The 14,523-nt window shown below is 36.5% G+C and carries 14 protein-coding genes; 6 read left to right on the top strand and 8 right to left on the bottom strand.

Features of this window, described 5'->3' with window-relative positions:
• Positions 1-326 precede the first annotated feature (326 nt).
• The gene (locus LF887_RS00500; RefSeq protein WP_236856883.1) at positions 327-1,037 is read left to right on the top strand and encodes a C40 family peptidase; all 711 of its coding nucleotides are present in this window, start codon (positions 327-329) and stop codon (positions 1,035-1,037) included.
• A gap of 186 nt (positions 1,038-1,223) precedes the next feature.
• Here the strand turns inward: LF887_RS00500 and LF887_RS00495 are convergent, their stop codons facing one another.
• From LF887_RS00495 to LF887_RS00470, 6 genes are all read right to left on the bottom strand, one after another.
• Entirely contained in the window at positions 1,224-1,796 is a 573-nt protein-coding gene (locus tag LF887_RS00495) for a pentapeptide repeat-containing protein (protein WP_236856882.1), read from the bottom strand.
• 107 nt (positions 1,797-1,903) lie between these two features.
• A complete protein-coding gene (rodA, locus tag LF887_RS00490; RefSeq protein WP_236856881.1) occupies positions 1,904-3,133 on the bottom strand; it encodes a rod shape-determining protein RodA in 1,230 nt (409 codons plus the stop codon).
• Positions 3,133-5,175 (bottom strand): peptidoglycan D,D-transpeptidase FtsI family protein, encoded by a 2,043-nt coding sequence (locus LF887_RS00485; protein WP_236856880.1) that lies wholly within the window; start codon positions 5,173-5,175, stop codon positions 3,133-3,135. Before LF887_RS00485 ends, rodA begins: the two co-directional genes overlap by 1 nt.
• Entirely contained in the window at positions 5,172-5,678 is a 507-nt protein-coding gene (locus tag LF887_RS00480; protein WP_236856879.1) for a rod shape-determining protein MreD, read from the bottom strand. Before LF887_RS00480 ends, LF887_RS00485 begins: the two co-directional genes overlap by 4 nt.
• Positions 5,671-6,525 (bottom strand): rod shape-determining protein MreC, encoded by an 855-nt coding sequence (gene mreC / locus LF887_RS00475; protein WP_236856878.1) that lies wholly within the window; start codon positions 6,523-6,525, stop codon positions 5,671-5,673. The genes LF887_RS00480 and mreC overlap by 8 nt, the downstream gene beginning before the upstream one ends.
• Before the next feature lie 28 nt (positions 6,526-6,553).
• A complete protein-coding gene (locus LF887_RS00470; RefSeq protein WP_002982450.1) occupies positions 6,554-7,579 on the bottom strand; it encodes a rod shape-determining protein in 1,026 nt (341 codons plus the stop codon).
• 419 nt (positions 7,580-7,998) lie between these two features.
• Here LF887_RS00470 and hemA point away from each other — a divergent pair, with 419 nt between their 5' ends.
• From hemA to LF887_RS00445, 5 genes are all read left to right on the top strand, one after another.
• Positions 7,999-9,273 carry a glutamyl-tRNA reductase gene (gene hemA / locus LF887_RS00465; protein ID WP_236856877.1) on the top strand — a complete coding sequence of 425 codons (1,275 nt, stop codon included), beginning with the start codon at positions 7,999-8,001 and terminating at the stop codon, positions 9,271-9,273.
• Positions 9,260-10,168, top strand: a complete 909-nt coding sequence (hemC, locus tag LF887_RS00460; RefSeq protein ID WP_236856876.1) for a hydroxymethylbilane synthase — start codon at positions 9,260-9,262, stop codon at positions 10,166-10,168. Before hemA ends, hemC begins: the two co-directional genes overlap by 14 nt.
• Positions 10,169-10,225: 57 nt before the next feature.
• Positions 10,226-10,909, top strand: coding sequence for a uroporphyrinogen-III synthase (locus tag LF887_RS00455; protein WP_236856875.1), 684 nt, complete (start codon positions 10,226-10,228; stop codon positions 10,907-10,909).
• Positions 10,910-10,956: 47 nt separating this feature from the next.
• A complete protein-coding gene (gene hemE / locus LF887_RS00450) occupies positions 10,957-11,988 on the top strand; it encodes a uroporphyrinogen decarboxylase (protein ID WP_047376227.1) in 1,032 nt (343 codons plus the stop codon).
• 191 nt (positions 11,989-12,179) lie between these two features.
• Complete coding sequence (locus tag LF887_RS00445; RefSeq protein WP_236856874.1) at positions 12,180-12,308, top strand: bacteriocin; 129 nt, start codon at positions 12,180-12,182, stop codon at positions 12,306-12,308.
• A gap of 35 nt (positions 12,309-12,343) precedes the next feature.
• On the opposite strand, the gene LF887_RS00440 is transcribed toward LF887_RS00445, so the two are convergent.
• Positions 12,344-13,564 (bottom strand): aminotransferase class V-fold PLP-dependent enzyme, encoded by a 1,221-nt coding sequence (locus tag LF887_RS00440; protein ID WP_236856873.1) that lies wholly within the window; start codon positions 13,562-13,564, stop codon positions 12,344-12,346.
• A 293-nt stretch (positions 13,565-13,857) separates the two neighbouring features.
• Positions 13,858-14,499 (bottom strand): 50S ribosomal protein L25/general stress protein Ctc, encoded by a 642-nt coding sequence (locus LF887_RS00435; protein WP_236856872.1) that lies wholly within the window; start codon positions 14,497-14,499, stop codon positions 13,858-13,860.
• Positions 14,500-14,523 lie beyond the last annotated feature (24 nt).

The following is a 14,523-nucleotide window of genomic DNA, read 5'->3' as shown; positions in this document are numbered from 1 at the left end:
TCCATATTAGTTTAAATTCCTCGGTTTTCCGGGGAATTTTTTTGATTTATTAACAGCCTTGAAAATTAGAGTTTTAAATCAAAGAATCCGATTTATAGAAGAAAATCGATATTGTTTGTTAAAGAATCTTAATAAAAAAAACCGCATACTCGCCAAAAATAGGCGGTTGCGGTTTATTTTTCTTTAACATATGTAAACAATATGTTAAATAGTGTTAAAATAAGATCCTGATAATTATCATAAGAGGAGTCTTTTGCTCGGAATCTCTACTTTTGTAATGCTTTTGAAAATAAATATCCCTTTTTAACACGGTTAATCAAATATATATGAAGAAAAGAGTTTTGTCTTATTTAGTCGCTATAGTTACTACAGTCTCATTGCAATCGTGTGCTACTAATTATGTAGTTTCAAAACCAGCAACTTACACAAAAGAATACAAAACAGATGCCAAACTAGCTTCTATAGATAACAAAAAAATAGAGCAGGATAAGCAGAAATTGATAGATTCATTTCTAGCTGAAAAGGCAGCATCTATAGCTAATGCTAAAAAAACAATTAAGAATTCTGAGATTGCAAAAGCAATCAAACATAATAAAACCATTGACGGTATCCTTACTGAAGCTGAAACATACCTTGGAACTCCTTACAGATATGGAGGAACTACAAGAAACGGTATAGATTGTTCAGCTTTTGTTCTTTCTGTATTCGGAGCGGCAGCAGGTCTTAGCTTACCAAGAGTAGCAGCATCTCAGGCTCAGGAAGGTGAAAAAATTGAAAAAGGAGACCTTCAGAAAGGAGATTTAATCTTCTTTTCTCATGGAAGAAGAATTTCTCACGTAGGTATTGTAGAAAGTGTTAGTGAAGAAGGTGAGATCAAGTTTATCCACGCAGCAACATCCAAAGGAGTAATGATATCTTCTCTGAATGATTCTTACTGGGGACCTAAGTTCAGATTCGCAAAAAGAGTAATCAATGAAGAAGGAGAATCTTATAATAACTTAGCGGCTATTACTCCAGCTACACCAGCAAATTTTTAGTTTTATAAATAATTGATTTAAATAATGAAGCCATCAGAATACTGATGGCTTTTTTATTGGTATTGTTTTAATATGTTTTTGGTAAGCCAACGGAATATATCCTTAAAGAGAAAGCGGATCTAAAGCCCGCTCCTATTAATGATAAACAGTATCAATTTTCTTTTTTATATATTAAACTTTTGACTTCTAACTCTTATCAATTTCAATATCCAGCTTGTACAGTAAGCCATAGATTTCAGAAAGCGAGAATTTAGCCTTTCTAAGCCTGTTTAAAGAAGGATCTATTGAATAGTGGAACGAAGTCCTGAAATCCGCTTTTTCCAGGTTTGTATTGTCGAAAACGGCACCTGACAGGTCACAGTTACCAAAGACAGCATTTGACAGATCAGCCTCAGTAAAATCAACCTCTATCAGCTTAGAATTTTTGAAAACCGTTTTCTTTATTGAAGTTTGATAGAATACAGAATTGTTCAAAGCGCTATCTTCAAATTTAAAAGATAATCCAAATCCGTTGCAATCATTAAACTGAAGTCCGAACATTTTACATTCTCTGAACACCACATCACGAAAGGCTGTTTTCATAAGCTTTGCCATGCTGAGGTTACATCCTATAAACTCGCAGTCTGTAAAACTAAAGCCCGACAGATCTACATATTCAAAATTACAGTTTCTGAACGTGCAGTTTTCGTACTCTCCTTTTTCCAGCTGTGAAAAATCTATGTTTTCAAAATTTTGATCTACAATATAAGCTTCTTTCATAAAGATGATATTTGATAACAGTAATTCTCCCGCAGATTTCACGGGCTATAAACATTGTTGAATAAAATAAGCGGTTAAATATTAACTTCAGGGAATAATCTTTAAGCTTATACCAAACTATTCTTGTCTGAATAATTAAGTTTAAAGAAGATAAAAGTCATCATAGAGAATGCCAGCAAAGAACTTCCTCCATAACTAAAGTATGGCAAAGGAATACCTACTGTTGGGAAAAGCCCCATAACCATCCCTAAATTGATTGAAAAGTGCATCAGCAAAATAGAGGCAAAACAATATCCAAATACGCGGTTAAAGGTAGACTTCTGCTTTTCTGCCAGATAGTAAATACGGCCAATATAAACCATGTAACATAAAATCAGAATAGCACTTCCTAAGAATCCCCACTCCTCTCCTACAGTACAGAAAATATAATCGGTTTCCTGCTCCGGAACAAATTTCCCCTGAGTAACGGATCCTTCACGATATCCTTTCCCCAAAAGCCCACCTGATCCGATGGCTGTTTTTGAATAGAGCAAGTTATAACCAGAGGTATCTCTAAATGCTTTTTCTCCTTTATAAAGAACTTCAACTCTCTCTCTCTGGTGCTTTGGAAGCTTTTCTAAGATATAGGGAGATCCAAATGCAAGTCCGCATAATAAAAGAATAGATCCTGCAATTCCTGATATAGAGATGACGTCCCAGGACATTCTATGATAATTCATGGCAATAAGAACACCGGCAATCACCAAAACAGCTACAGCAACATATACCGGAGGTACAGCCAGCGCAACTAAAAAGACTCCTGCAAAAATAAATCCTATTCCAAACAAAAGACCACTCAATCCCTCTCTATATAAAGCGATGAAAAACGCGATAAATACAAGCATGGAACCCACATCCGGAATTGCCAGAACTACTGCTGCCGGAATACCTATAATAGCTAAAGTAGTCCACAGAGATTTCCTGTTTTTCAGATTAAAATCAGGCCCGGAAACATAATTGGCCAGCATCAGTGCTGTTCCTATTTTTGCAAACTCTACAGGCTGCATGGTAAAACTTCCGAATTTATACCAGTTCTTCTGGCCCAGAATCTCCTTTCCAAAGGGAAAAAGTCCAATCAGTAAAAGAACTCCCCCAATGTAGATGATACCCGCCATATTCTCAAAGAACTTGCTTCGGCTAAAGAATATCATAAGTCCTACGAACAAAGAAATACAGAAAAACATCAATTGCTTTTCACCCAGCTTCTGATCCACACTGTAAATATTTGCAATAGCAAAGATGCAAAGCAGGAAATACAGCCCAAGGCCCAGTTTATCTATTCCTTCAGTCCATTTCATTACTTCACAGGTTTTTTAGCAGGGTTATTATTTTTCGTTTCCTCTCCTATATTCTTTTGCAGCACGGCTTTTTGCTGCTTTACAAATTCCAGACTATCTTTTATTCTTTTTCGTCTGATGGAGTCAGGTTTAGGGTCTATATACCAGCCTTTACGTTTAAGATCTGCTATCCACTGCCTTTTATATTCAGGCATAAAACTGGCACCGATCATTTTTTTATAGAGATTTTCTCTCTTAAGATCACCGGTAATATATTTTTCAGCGATCACAGTACAAGCTGGACCTGCCCAGGTTGCCCCGAATCCGGCGTGTTCCATGACTGCAACCACCACAATTTTAGGTTTATCAGCAGGAGCAATCAGTACAAAAATAGAGTTATCTTTTCCTTGCGGAACCTGAGCTGTACCTGTTTTGGCCAGCTGAGTGAAATCATTTGATTTCAGACTTCTCGCGGTTCCTCTTAAGACCACAGCCTCCATTCCCTTTAAAACAGGTTCAAAATGCTTGGGATCTACAAGGGTTTTATGTTTTACTTTAAATCTCGGATCAGGATTGGCTTTACCGTCAATTGCTTTTACAATATGCGGAGTATAATACCACCCTTTGTTGGCAATAGCAGAAACATAGTTAGCTAACTGAATAGGAGTTACCAGAACATCTCCCTGCCCCATCCCGTTGTAAATAGCCCCAGTTGACATCTCATCCCAGTTTTTAAAATCAGTTCTCTTAGAGCCGCTCGCTTTCATGATGGCTTTAAATCTTTTCTCATAGAAATCTCCGGAAGGGATTCTTCCTTTTGCTCCTACGGCAAAATCATTATTTAAAAACTCACCTACTCCAAAGCTGCTCATGATTTTTTTCCATTCATCAACACCTTTTGAAGGATTTCCAGGATATTTTTTGATGATTGCAATAAATGCATAGGTAAAAAAGCAGTTACTGGAAACCTGAATAGAAGGAATCAACGGCTCGGCTCCCCCGTGGCCTTTAATTCTCTTACCTTTATAGAAAAATCCACCACCACAAGGGAAAATTGTATTTTCATCCATTACTCCCATCTGCATTGCGGCCAAAGCAGTCAATAGTTTAAAAGTAGATCCCGGAGGATACCCCGCCTGTAATGATCTATCGAATGTAGGTTTATTTTCGTAAAGTGTATCTTTAGATAAAGCGTATAAATTTTTTGATTTATTAGGTCCGGTGAAAAGGTTAGGATCAATGTCCGGTCCGGTAGCAGCAACTAATACTTCCCCATTATTAGGATCGATTGCAACAATTGCTCCGTGTTTATTCACCAGCATTTCTTCAGCCGTTCTCTGAAGGTCATAATCAATAGTTAATGTAATATCTTTACCGGTAATAACATCTCTATCCAGAGAACCGTTTTTATAAGAACCAATATTTCGCAGTCTTATATCTTTTTGGATATATTTTATTCCTTTTATTCCTCGAAGTTCTTTTTCGTAAGATTTTTCAACCCCTGTTTTTCCGATAAAATCCCCCGGTAAGTAATAAGTAGAATCTTTTTTAATCTCTCTTTCGTTTACTTCACTGGTATATCCCAGAAGGTTTCCTGATGTGGACACTTCATATTGACGCTGTGGTCTTTGCACAATGGTAAAGGCCGGATATTTAAAAATAATCTCCTGAACTCTTGCAATATCCTCCCTGCTCAGATCCTTCAGAAAGGTCATCGGGGTCAGTTTAGAGTAGTATTTTTCTTTTTTAATCAGATTAATCCTGTTAATAAAATCGGGCTTACTGATTTTCATCAGGCTACAGAACCCAAGAGTATCAAAGTCTGACTTCATTAAAGCCTGCGTAAAAGAAACTTCATATGCCGGCTGATTCCCTACCATGATCTTTCCATTTCTGTCAAAAATTACCCCTCGCTGCGGAATAACGTATTCTGTTTTAATGGATGTATTGGCTGCGTTCAGCGCATAACGGTCGGTAAACAACTGTAAATATGCAAGCCTCGCCACAAAAATAATGGCGATAGCAACAAGAATGGAAAAGATTTTTAAATAACGTGTGTTCAAACTTTTTGTTTGATTTTAAATATTAATGCGTAAACAACGATAAATATAAAGGAAATTACACTTGTTACCAACACATTAAATAATATTTCAAAAAATCTGCTAAACTTAAAGAACTCGATATACTGTACTAAAAGCTGATGCAGAAAGATACTTGAAAATAAAAACAGCAAAAACTGCGCCCATTGAAGGGACTGAAAAGAGAAAAAGTCCGTAGATGTGTCTGTGGAGGTTCTGAAAATCAACGTTCTGAAATAAGCAATCAACGTTGTAGCAAATGCATTAATCCCCCATGAATAAAGAAAACCGTCAATAGACAGTCCTATTAAAAAGCTCAATGCCAGAAACTGAAATTTATTCCTGAAAAAAGGATAGAACATGACAAATACAGGATATAATACCGGAGTATATTTCCCGAAAAGCGTAATCCTGTTCAATACAAATATCTGTAATGCAACAAGAAAAATCATGATCAATATATCTGTAAATAAAGTTCTGCTAATCATTTTCCTTTTTTATTACAGCCTGCATAGTATCCTGAATCTTCTGCACTTCTGCTTTCTTAAGATTCTTTACTACATACACTTTATTCAACGCTCCCATTTTTTCACTCAGCTCAACGGTGATATCCCAAAAGCCGGTTTTATTGTCTACAGAATAACCTGCGATAGTACCAATCGTTAGTCCTTTAGGGAAAATTGCAGATTTCCCGTCTGTCACAACGGTGTCTCCAACTTTTAATGCGACATATTTTGGAATATCCGCAAGATGCATTACCCTGGAGTTATCTCCATTCCATGTTAAAGTACCAAAGTATCCTGAATTTTTCAGTGCGGCATTAATTCTGATCTTATTTACACTTAAGACTGACTGAACCAATGCATAACTGTCTGTAGAGTTTATAACAATCCCCGCAATACCTCTTGGCGCCATCACTCCCATTTGAGGAAAGACTCCATCTCTACGGCCACGGTTGATTGTGAAATAATTATTTCTTCGGTTGATACTGTTGAAGACGATTTCACCATCTACAAAAGTATAGATCTGCCCTCCGCCTATGGTATCATGAACTCTTTTGAAAACAGGATTCTTAGATCCGTCTTTTCCGTAAAGTTCAGCCATAAGGGCCTTGTTCTGAACTACAAGATCATCATTGATCTGTTTTAACTTCAGATAAGAAACTCCTTCATCAATATATCCGGACACCCAGGAATTGAACGCAGCCGTTTGGCCTGCCACCCAGGATCTCTGCATTGCATTTCTAGAGAATATCAAAACCAGAGCAATAATTTGCAGGAATATAAAGAAGACAAAAAGAGTATTCTTCGAAAATAATCTCAGCAAAAATCCCATTCAGATATATAGTCGTAAAAAGTTAAAATTATTTAATTAAGAAATTGAATTTATCCATATTCTTAAGGGCAATACCAGTTCCGCGAACAACAGCTCTCAACGGATCTTCAGCAACAAATACAGGAAGACCTGTTTTTTTGTGAATTCTGTCTGCAAGACCTCTTAACAAAGCCCCTCCTCCAGCAAGATAAATACCTGTTTTGTAAATATCAGCTGCCAATTCCGGCGGAGTAAGAGAAAGAGTTTCCATTACCGCATCTTCGATTCTGATAATCGATTTATCCAATGCACGTGCAATCTCTTTATATCCAACCATAATTTCTTTAGGCTTCCCTGTAATAAGGTCTCTACCTTGTACCGGAATATCCTCGATATCTACATCCAGATCTTCTACTGCAGAACCTACTTCAATTTTGATTCGCTCAGCTGTTCTTTCTCCGATATAAAGGTTATGGTGAGTTCTTAAGTAATACGCAATATCATTAGTAAATACATCTCCAGCAATTTTCACAGATTTATCACATACGATACCTCCTAAAGCTACTACAGCAATTTCAGTAGTTCCTCCGCCTATATCGATAATCATATTCCCTTCAGGTTTCTGAACGTCAATCCCAACCCCAATTGCTGCTGCCATTGGCTCATAGATTAACCTTACTTCTTTTGCGTTGACTTTCTGAGCAGAGTCTCTTACCGCTCTTTTTTCAACTTCAGTAATACCAGAAGGAATACAGATTACAATACGTAATGCCGGTTGTATGAATTTACCTTTGATCCCAGGAATTTTTTTGATAAATTCTTTAATCATATGTTCAGAAGCGTGGAAATCTGCAATAACTCCATCCTTCAAAGGACGGATTGTTTTGATATCCTCATGAGTTTTACCTTGCATATGTTTAGCCTGCTCACCTACAGCAATGGGTTTACCCGAAGAACGTTCAATTGCAACAATTGACGGTTGATCTATAACAATTTTATTATTATGGATGATAAGGGTATTAGCAGTTCCTAGGTCTATCGCAATTTCTTGCGTAAACATATCAAATAAACTCATATTTTTCTTCTGATTTTAAGATTACAAAGATATAAATTTAACACTACTAAAGAAATTTCCCGCCAACTTAATTTGGTTAAAATTTTATTAAAATTTATAATTCTTTATTAACTTTCAGTCTAGATGTTTACAGAGTTTGAGTTCAACTAAAATTAACGGGGAAAATAAAGCCGTGAAAAGGTAAAATTATGAAAGGGCAAAAACACGAAAAAACAGAAAAACAAATACATCAACAATACTTGCATTGATTAAACCTCAATCTTCTTCCTCCGCTCCTAATGCCTTGCAAAGCCAACCCATTTACGAAAACCGAAACTTTAAGTAATAAATTCCGATCTGTACTATAGTTTTTTACGATAATTATCATATACACTATCAGAGAATGATTAATTAAAAAAAACGTAAATTTGCGACTGCTTATGTTACAGTATTCCCACATCCATCAAACATCAAATTTTGCCGTGCTTTCCATAAGCTACGAGAAAGCCGATGTAGAAACGAGAGGAAAATTTGCATTTTTTGATGAGAACATCAAAAATTTTGTTTCCAGGGTCCATCAGGAAGATCTTGGTGATGCATTTGTGGTTTCCACCTGTAACAGGACCGAAATTTATACTACTTCGTCCAATTATCTGCTGGTAGCAGAAGAGTATTGCAAAACTATTGGAGTACATCTTACTGATTTTCTTCAGTTTGCTAATATCCTTACAAAAGAGGAAGCTTTAATTCATCTTTTCAGAGTAGCAGCAGGTCTTGAAAGTCAGATTATCGGAGATTTTGAAATTATCGGACAGATTAAAAAAGCATATAACCGCTTCAAAAAAGAGAGACAAAATTCTAACCCGTATCTGGAAAGAGCAATCAATGCTGCCATTCAGATTTCCAAGAAGATTAAAAATGAGACAGGTATTTCCAATGGAGCTGCCTCAGTTTCTTATGCTGCGGTTCATTATATCCTGAACAGCCAAAAGAGAATCACCGAAAAAAACATCCTTCTTTTGGGAGTAGGTGAAATAGGGCAAAATACGGTTGAAAACCTGGTAAAGCATGTTTATCAGCCTAAAATAAAAATTGCCAACAGGACTCAGGAGAAAGCTGAAAAAATTTCACAGAAATATAATATTCCGCATGTTGATTATTCTGATTTTGACAAGGAATTAAAAAATACAGACATTCTTATTGTAGCAACGGGAGCCAAGCATCCTATTGTGAACCAGTCTCACTTTCCGAATGGAAAAGAAACATTGGTTATTGACCTTTCCATTCCGCATAACGTTGAAAAGAACGTCACTGAGAACGAAAATGTGACGCTGATTGATGTGGATGAACTTTCAAAACAAATCCAGGAGACTATCCAACAGCGGGAAAAGGAAATCCCAAAAGCTGAAAAGATCATCAAAGAAATGATGAAGGATTTCATTGAATGGGAGAAAAAGAGAAAAATGGCACCCAATATTCATCATTTCAAAGCCGTTTTAAAGAATATGGAACGCAATGAGATGCATAATTTTTATAAAAAGAATAAATACATAAACATCACGGACATGGAACTTTCTGATAAAATGATCCAGAAAATCACCAACCGTTTTGCAAAATATATCATCGACAATCCTTTAAAAGCCGAAGAAATCAGTAAATTAATGCACGAAATATTAGTTGAACAACCAAACAACGAATTCAATGAAAAGCATTAGAATTGGAACCAGAAATTCCGCACTTGCACTTTGGCAGGCTAGAGAGGTTGCGAGGCACCTTCAAAACAATAATTATTTAACGGAGATTGTTCCTATCGTCTCTTCCGGCGATAAGAATCTTAATCAGCCTTTATATTCTTTAGGAATCACAGGGGTTTTCACAAGAGACCTTGATATTGCCCTATTGAATGATGAAATTGATATTGCGGTGCATTCTTTAAAAGACGTACCTACTCAATTGCCTCATAATATTGAGATGATTGCCTATCTTGAAAGAGATTATCCACAAGACATCCTGATCAGGAAAGAAGCTTCAAGAAATAAAGAATTTCATGAACTGAAACTGGCAACAAGCAGTTTAAGAAGAAGAGCATTCTGGCTAAGAAATTATCCAACCGCGGAATTCTCGGATATCCGTGGAAATATCCAAACCAGACTTCAAAAGCTGGAAGACGAAAACTTTGATGCCACCATCTTATCTTTGGCAGGAATCAAAAGAATGAAAATGGAGATCGATTATGAGATGCTCCCAGTAATGATTTCAGCTCCTTCTCAGGGAGTGATTTCTGTAGCAGGACATTCTGAAAAACCGGAAATCAATGAAATTATAAGCCAGATCAACCACCAGCCTACGCAGATCTGTGTAGAAATTGAAAGAAATTTCTTAAGCACTTTAGAAGGAGGCTGCACTGCGCCTATCGGAGCTTTTGCAGAAATCATCGGAGACCAAATCCGATTCAAAGCAGCACTGTGCTCTTTGGATGGCAAAAACTGCATTGCTGTTGATGAAAACTTCGAATACAATTCTACAGAAAACTTTGGAGAAAAATTCGCAAAAGTAATTCTGGAAAACGGAGGAAAAGAATTAATGGCGGAAATCAAAAGCCAGATCTAAATTTTAGATATTCAATTCTTTTAACGATACTTTTTCATCTTCTTAACTTATACAGGCATGAAAATCTTATTTACCAAAAATATAGACCAGAATATTATATCCAAAGAATTAGGAGAGGATATACTGGTTGACTGTATTGAGGTAATTAAGACTAAACCTATTATCATCAATCCTTTTGATCTGAAAAACTATTCTCTGATTTTCACCAGTGTAAATGGAGTGGCTTCTTTTTTTAAAAACAGATTTAAGCCCAACGAAAATTTTACAGCAAAGAATTACAATAAAATTTATTGTGTAGGTGAAAAGACAAAGAGGGCATTGAGAAAGTTTGGATTCGGGACATTCAAGGTTTTGAAAAATGCTGATACGCTTTCCAGATTTATCATTGGAAACTGCCAGCACGAGCAATTTCTTCACTTCTGTGGCAATCTTGCCATTAATGTTCTGGATAAGGATCTTCCTTTGCAAAACATAAAATATAAAAAGATCACGATATATAATACGGAGGAGATCAACCCTTTAATACCTGAAAAATATCATGCTGCAGTATTTTTTAGTCCGAGCGGAGTTCGTAGTTTTGCAAGGCGAAATTCTATGGAGGGCATGAAGATTTTTTCAATTGGGGAAACCACATCCTCCGAGTTGAGAAATTATACTCAGGAAAGGATTTTTACTTCCGAAGAAAATACGCTTACTTCCATCTTTGAATTGATAAGAAGGGAAACCGGAAGAACCAAATAGAATATTTTTTACCGAATTGGAACGGTAATATTAGTTTAAAATAGATTATGATTAAAAACGACCTATATTTAAAAGCACTTCGCGGAGAAACCGTTGAAAGACCTCCTGTCTGGATGATGAGGCAGGCTGGAAGATATCTGCCGGAATTCATTGCTCTAAGAGACCAGTATGATTTCTTCACAAGATGTCAGACCCCTGAACTTGCTGCTGAAATTACATTACAGCCTATCCGCAGATTCCCACTTGATGCTGCGATTCTGTTTTCTGATATTCTGGTAGTTCCTCAGGCAATGGGAATTGATTTCAAAATGAAGGAATCCGTTGGGCCATGGTTAGATACTCCTATCAGAACAATGGAACAGGTTCAAAATATTGAAACTCCGGATGTGAATGATACTTTAGGCTACGTTTTTGATGCTATTGAACTGACACTTCAGAAACTGGACAACGATATTCCATTGATCGGTTTCGCTGGCTCTCCTTGGACAATCCTATGTTATTGCGTAGAAGGAAAAGGAAGCAAAGCGTTTGATATTGCAAAATCTTTCTGCTTCCAACAGCCTGAAGCTGCACACTTATTACTACAGAAAATTACAGATACTACGATTGCTTATTTAAAGAGAAAAGTAGAAAAGGGAGTTTCTGCTGTGCAGGTATTCGATTCTTGGGGAGGAATGCTTTCTCCTACTGATTATCAGGAATTCTCATGGCAGTATATCAATCAGATTGTTGAAGCACTGAGCCCTCTTACTCATGTAGTAGTATTTGGAAAAGGATGCTGGTTTGCACTGGAAGACATGACGATGTCTAAGGCTTCCGCTCTTGGGGTAGACTGGACAATCAAACCGGAATTCGCAAGAACATTGACCAATCATACAATGACGTTACAGGGGAATTTTGATCCTGCAAGACTTCATTCAACACCTGAAACAATTAAGAAAATGGTGAATGAAATGATCAACCGTTTTGGAAAAGACAGATACATTGCCAACTTGGGACATGGAATTTTACCTAATGTTCCTGTAGAGAATGCTGAAGCATTCATCAGAGCGGTGGTAGACTGGAAACCAAACCTTTAAACAATATAGGATTTTAAATCCTTCAGTTTTACAATATAGCAAAAACCCTGACCGCCAAGGTCAGGGCTTTTCATTTTTATATCATTATACTTAAAAGCGTAATTGATTCGTCCTTTAAAATATATTCTTATCTCAGCACTTTGTTTTAGATTTATCTTTACCTTTGATTATTAACACTTTAAATCATTATCATGAAAAAATTAAACAAAGATGCCCTGAAAAGCATAATGGGCGGAAGAGAGATCTGCCTTGAATGTGCTGACGATTATCATCAGGTTATTATTAACGGACGATGCTATTGTGTTCCGTGGAACTCATAAAAAAAGCAGCTTTTAAGCTGCTTTTTCTCTATTTTTTAGCCAAGCATTTTCTTGGCTTTCTTTACTCCTTCTACCAGAATATCAATTTCTTCAAAAGTGTTATAAACTGCAAAACTTGCTCTTACCGTTCCTGCAATATTAAAGAAGTTCATAATAGGCTGTGTACAGTGATGTCCTGTTCTTACAGCAACTCCCATTTTATCAAGAATCATTCCTACATCTGAAGAAATACCTACTCCCTCAAGGTTAAAAGAAACAACACCTGTTCTATGAGCTTTTTCGCCATAGATTTTAATGCCTTCTATTTCTAAAAGCTGTCTCTGAGCATATTCCAATAAAGCATTTTCATGTCTTTGAATATTTTCGTGTCCAATTCTGTTCATAAAATCAACAGCTGCACCTAAAGCAATATTCCCTCCTACATTTGGCGTTCCTGCTTCATATTTAAACGGAAGTCCGGCGTAAGTAGTTCCGTCGAAAGAACACGTTGCAATCATCTCCCCTCCTCCATGAAACGGCGGTAAAGCTTCTAATATTTCACGCTTACCATATAAAACACCTGTTCCCATAGGAGCATACATTTTATGACCCGAAAAAACAAAGAAATCACAATCCATCTTCTGAACGTCTATATTGAAATGCGGTGCAGACTGAGCCCCGTCAATAACGATATAGGCCTCTGTATTTTTTCTTGTTTTTGCGATGATCTCTTCAATAGGATTTACAATTCCTAATGCATTAGAAACCTGATTTACAGAAACTACCTTCGTTTTTTCACTTAATAACTGATCAAACTGGTCTAACTGAAGAATACCGTTTTCATCAATAGGAATAACACGAAGTTTTGCTCCTGTTCTTTCACAAAGCATCTGCCAAGGAACGATATTGGAGTGGTGCTCAAGATATGAGATAATGATCTCATCATCCTTCTGCAGTTTCTGTGTTAAAATATAAGCGATAAGGTTTAACCCTTCTGTAGTTCCTTTAGTAAAAATAACTTCAAAGTCATGTTCAGCATTAATGAATTTCTGGATCTTTCTTCTTGAAAGTTCCATTTCTTCCGTTGCTAATTGGCTCAAAGTATGAATTCCTCTGTGTACATTAGCATTAAGCTCTGTATAATATGCGTGACAGACTTCTAAAACCGAATTTGGCTTTTGCGACGTTGCGGCATTGTCCAGGTAAACCAGAGGCTTACCATTCACTTCTCTGTCCAATATAGAAAACTGGCTTCTTATTTCCTGAATGTCAAACATTTATTTTATTTTTAATTAAAACGTTCTTATTTAGAACTCTTCAAATTTACGGCTTTTTTTCCGAAAGGATGCATGAGGATGAAGCCTGATAGTTATCAGCTGATAGAAATATTCAATAGTGTATGTTGAAAATATACAATAAGTTTCAAAGCTCATCTCAATATCCATGAAACATGACCAGGCTTTTTGGTTTCTTTACTTCCATGATTGTCCGAGCTTTTTTCTACCATTATTTAATAAAAAAACCTGTCAAAAAATTGACAGGTTTCATATTATTGTTTAAATAAGCAATCTTATTCTGCTGCAGTTTCAGCTGCGTCAGTAGCTGCTCCTTCTTCAGTTGCAACTTCTTCATCCTCATCATCATCCTGTGCCGCTGCACCTTTAATTGCATTTCTAGACATTTTAACAGCAACTACTACTGCATTATCCGGGTGCACGAAAGAATATCCTTCTGTTTTGATGCTACCGATGTAAAGTTTGTTACCAATTCTTAATGGAGTAACATCTACAACGATCTCATCAGGTAAGTTAGCAGGAATAGCTTTTACTTTTAGCTTTCTGAAAGACTGACGTAAAACACCACCAGCAACAACACCTTTTGAACGTCCAGTAATTCTTACAGGAACTTCCATAACAACTGGCTTATCATCAGATAATTGATAGAAGTCAATGTGAAGAATTTTGTCTGTGATCGGGTGAAACTGAATATCCTGAAGAACTGCTGGAATTGTTTGACCATCAACTTCAATAGATACCGTGTGTGCTTCAGGAGTGTATACTAACCCTTTGAAAGCTCTCTCTTCAGCAGAGAAGTTCAAAGGTGCGCCACCTCCATAAACAACACAAGGAACTAATTCAGCATCACGTAAAGCTTTTGTAGACTTTTTGCCCACGCTTTCTCTTTTTGTACCTTGAATTGTAATAGATTTCATTTATAAAAATTTAAAAAATTGTTC

This window comes from Chryseobacterium sp. MEBOG06 (assembly GCF_021869765.1).
In the GTDB taxonomy this organism is placed as follows: Bacteria; Bacteroidota; Bacteroidia; order Flavobacteriales; family Weeksellaceae; genus Chryseobacterium.
This window is presented reverse-complemented; position numbering and strand designations above follow the sequence as displayed.

What these genes read in the sequence shown, in the direction of transcription:
- LF887_RS00445 (WP_236856874.1), top strand. Translation starts at nt 12,180, where the DNA reads ATGAAAAAATTAAACAAAGATGCCCTGAAAAGCATAATGGGCGGAAGA.
- rodA (WP_236856881.1), bottom strand. Translation starts at nt 3,133, where the DNA reads ATGAAATGGACTGAAGGAATAGATAAACTGGGCCTTGGGCTGTATTTC.
- LF887_RS00435 (WP_236856872.1), bottom strand. Translation starts at nt 14,499, where the DNA reads ATGAAATCTATTACAATTCAAGGTACAAAAAGAGAAAGCGTGGGCAAA.
- LF887_RS00500 (WP_236856883.1), top strand. Translation starts at nt 327, where the DNA reads ATGAAGAAAAGAGTTTTGTCTTATTTAGTCGCTATAGTTACTACAGTC.
- hemE (WP_047376227.1), top strand. Translation starts at nt 10,957, where the DNA reads ATGATTAAAAACGACCTATATTTAAAAGCACTTCGCGGAGAAACCGTT.
- hemC (WP_236856876.1), top strand. Translation starts at nt 9,260, where the DNA reads ATGAAAAGCATTAGAATTGGAACCAGAAATTCCGCACTTGCACTTTGG.
- LF887_RS00455 (WP_236856875.1), top strand. Translation starts at nt 10,226, where the DNA reads ATGAAAATCTTATTTACCAAAAATATAGACCAGAATATTATATCCAAA.
- LF887_RS00440 (WP_236856873.1), bottom strand. Translation starts at nt 13,564, where the DNA reads ATGTTTGACATTCAGGAAATAAGAAGCCAGTTTTCTATATTGGACAGA.
- LF887_RS00495 (WP_236856882.1), bottom strand. Translation starts at nt 1,796, where the DNA reads ATGAAAGAAGCTTATATTGTAGATCAAAATTTTGAAAACATAGATTTT.
- LF887_RS00480 (WP_236856879.1), bottom strand. Translation starts at nt 5,678, where the DNA reads ATGATTAGCAGAACTTTATTTACAGATATATTGATCATGATTTTTCTT.
- mreC (WP_236856878.1), bottom strand. Translation starts at nt 6,525, where the DNA reads ATGGGATTTTTGCTGAGATTATTTTCGAAGAATACTCTTTTTGTCTTC.
- hemA (WP_236856877.1), top strand. Translation starts at nt 7,999, where the DNA reads ATGTTACAGTATTCCCACATCCATCAAACATCAAATTTTGCCGTGCTT.
- LF887_RS00470 (WP_002982450.1), bottom strand. Translation starts at nt 7,579, where the DNA reads ATGAGTTTATTTGATATGTTTACGCAAGAAATTGCGATAGACCTAGGA.